Annotated in this window: 4 protein-coding genes; 3 read left to right on the top strand and 1 reads right to left on the bottom strand. The window is 70.5% G+C overall.

Annotated features, from left to right (window positions below; all coding sequences use genetic code 11):
- A partial coding sequence (locus tag AC1D15_RS26275; RefSeq protein WP_477828306.1) for an HD domain-containing phosphohydrolase occupies positions 1-1,091 on the bottom strand: 1,091 nt, incomplete at its 3' end.
- Between the two features lie 208 nt (positions 1,092-1,299).
- Here AC1D15_RS26275 and AC1D15_RS26270 point away from each other — a divergent pair.
- The 3 genes from AC1D15_RS26270 to AC1D15_RS26260 form a co-directional block, all read left to right on the top strand.
- On the top strand, positions 1,300-1,776 hold the full coding sequence (locus AC1D15_RS26270; RefSeq protein WP_047499977.1) for a spore coat protein U domain-containing protein: 477 nt from the start codon (positions 1,300-1,302) through the stop codon (positions 1,774-1,776).
- A gap of 13 nt (positions 1,777-1,789) precedes the next feature.
- A complete protein-coding gene (locus AC1D15_RS26265; protein WP_477828305.1) occupies positions 1,790-2,257 on the top strand; it encodes a hypothetical protein in 468 nt (155 codons plus the stop codon).
- Positions 2,257-2,612 (top strand): fimbrial biogenesis chaperone (locus tag AC1D15_RS26260; protein WP_477828304.1); only part of this gene is annotated, 356 nt, incomplete at its 3' end. The genes AC1D15_RS26265 and AC1D15_RS26260, both read left to right, overlap by 1 nt.

The following is a 2,612-nucleotide window of genomic DNA, read 5'->3' as shown; positions in this document are numbered from 1 at the left end:
GTCATCGCACTGACGACGGCCGGATCGAAGTGCGTGCCGGCCTGCGCGCCGATCTCGCGGATCGCGAGGTGCAGCGGCCAGGCCGCCTTGTAGGGCCGCTCGCTGCTCAGCGCATCCAGCACGTCGGCCACCGCGACCAGCCGGCCCGACAGCGGGATCTCCTGGCCGCGCAGCCCCTGCGGGTAGCCGCTGCCGTCGAAGCGCTCGTGGTGCGACAGCGAGATCTCGGCGCCGAGCCGGATCACCGCCGACGACGAGTCGCGCAGCAGCTCGAAGCCGAGGGTTGGATGCCTGCGCATCGCCGTGCGCTCCTCGTCGTTCAGGCTGCCGCACTTGTTCAGCACCGCGTCGGGCACGCCGACCTTGCCGATGTCGTGCAGCGGCGCGGCCGCCACCAGCATCTGCGCCTGGGTCAGGCTGAGCCCGTAGCGGCGGCCGATGACGGCCGCGTAGTAGGCCATGCGCTCGGTGTGCTGCCCGGTGTTGCGGTCGCGCAGCGCCGCGATGCGCGACAGGTGGCGCAGCGTCGACTCGTCCTCGTCGGTGATCTCCGCCTTCTGCTCGTACTGCGCGAGCAGGCCCCAGCCGCCGTGCGATGCCGGCCCCTCGCGGCCGGCATCGGCCAGCAGCACGCGGTCGAGCACCGGCGCGGCCAGCGACGGCGCAGCCATCTCGAACGGCGCCTGTGCGGCGCTCAGCAGGCCGCGCACGCGGCCCAGCAGCTCCTCGCCGGTCAGGTCCTTGGACAGCACGTCGTTCGCCCCGGCCTCCATCGCACGCGGCCGCAAGGCCTCCAGCGACTGGCCGGTGAACATCACGATCGGCAGCTTGCGCGCCGGCGGGTAGTGGCGCAGCGCCTCGATGAAGCGGATGCCGTCGATCTGCGGCATGCCGTAGTCGACCAGCACCAGGTCCGGCAGCCGGTAGTGGCAGGCCTGCAGCGCCGGCCAGGCACTGCGGAACACCGTGACGTTGCGAAAGCCCCGTGTGTTCAGCAGCTTCTGCATGCGCACACCGACGACCGGGTTGTCGTCGACGATGCAGATGCGTGGCACGAAGGGCGCGAAAGGAAGGGTGCGTGGCGTGTTCATTCGGCCAGTCTGGCAGAAAGATCGACAAAAATCGATTGCGATTTATGTGATTAATACACCCCGCCACCCCCTCATTCCGGGGGGTCATCCTCACATTTGCGGACGGAATCTACCATTGCAGCCATCGGGAATGCGAGGGCTTGCGCGATGCATTCCACTTAATCACAATAATCGCCGTAAACACAACTTTCACACCGGAGGTGTCTTCATGAAGAACGTCCTGATCGCCGCCCTGCTCGGGCTTGGACTGGCAGCCCATGGCAGCGCATTCGCCGCGGGCAGTGCCTCGCAGAACTTCAACGTCTCGGTCAGCCTGACGCCGGCTTGCGTGCTCGGCACCGTCGCCGACATCTCCTTCACCTACACCGGCTTGCAGGCCGCGGCGGCCACCGGCAGCGGCGGCAGCTTCTCGATCCAGTGCACCGACCACCTGCCGTACAGCTTCTCGCTGGACGCCGACGCCGGCTCCACCGTGAATGGCACGTCGCGCACCTATACCGACCTGGCCACGCTGCTCTCCTACACGCTGACCACACCGGACGCCGGCACGGGCAACGGGTCCAGCCAGTCGCTGTCGCTGAGTTCGACGATGGCGGCCAACCAGGCAGGCTCCTGCCCGTCGGCGACCGTCTGCACCAACAGCGCGAGCGCCAACCGCAGCCGCACGCTGACGATCACCTACTGAGCCCAGCGAGGTCATGCACGCCCACCCGCGGGTCGGATCGCTGCGCCGCCGGCACGGCCGGGCGCCGCATTGGCACGTGCTGGGCGGCGTGTGCGCCGCGCTGGCCGGCGGCACCGCGTTGCCTGCGCGCGCCGGCTCCGCCGAGGCCGGCTTCGCGGTCCACATCGCACTGACGCTGCCGGCCGGTTGCAGAAGCAGCATCGAGCGCTCGGCCGGCGGCGCGCGCGTCACGCTCACCTGCGGCGCCAACCTGTTCGTCAACGTGCGGCCGGTCATCGTGTCGGCCGCAGCGGGCGGGTCGGCCGGCTCGGCGCGCGGCGCGGCAACCCCGTCAGCAGGCCCCGCCACCTCGGCCGATGGCGCGGCCGAGACCGTGTCCTGGGTGCTGTCGCCCGACGGCACGCCCGACACGGACGACGCGCTGTCGCAGCCGGTGCAGGTGGCCGCCGGCCGCGCGCTCCAGATGTGGATGATCTTCTGATGCGGCCGCCACGCGCGCCTGCCGTGCGGCTCGTGTCGTCGATGCTGCTGTTTGCACTGTCGTTCGCGCTGTGGGCCATCCCCGCCACCGCCGGCGTCTTCACGATCTCGCCGGTGCGGCTGCACATGGGCCCGCGCGACCGCGCCGTCGCGGTCGCCCTCGGCAACGACGGCGATTCGCCGCTGGTGCTGCAGGCGGAGCTGTTCCTGTGGCGCCAGGATGCCGCCGGCGCCGACGTGCTGACGCCCACCGACGACCTCGTGCTGGCGCCGCCCATCGTCAAGCTCGATCCCGGTACGCGCCAGGTGGTGCGGCTGGCGATGGTGGTGCCGCGCGACGCCACCCGCCAGCTCAC

The organism is Rhizobacter sp. P2_H2 (assembly GCF_056403375.1).
The sequence above is the reverse complement of the archived record's forward strand: the minus strand, read 5'-3'. Positions and strand labels throughout refer to the sequence as shown.

Coding starts and splice junctions, on each gene's coding strand:
- AC1D15_RS26270 (WP_047499977.1), top strand. CDS start 1,300: ATGAAGAACGTCCTGATCGCCGCCCTGCTCGGGCTTGGACTGGCAGCC.
- AC1D15_RS26265 (WP_477828305.1), top strand. CDS start 1,790: ATGCACGCCCACCCGCGGGTCGGATCGCTGCGCCGCCGGCACGGCCGG.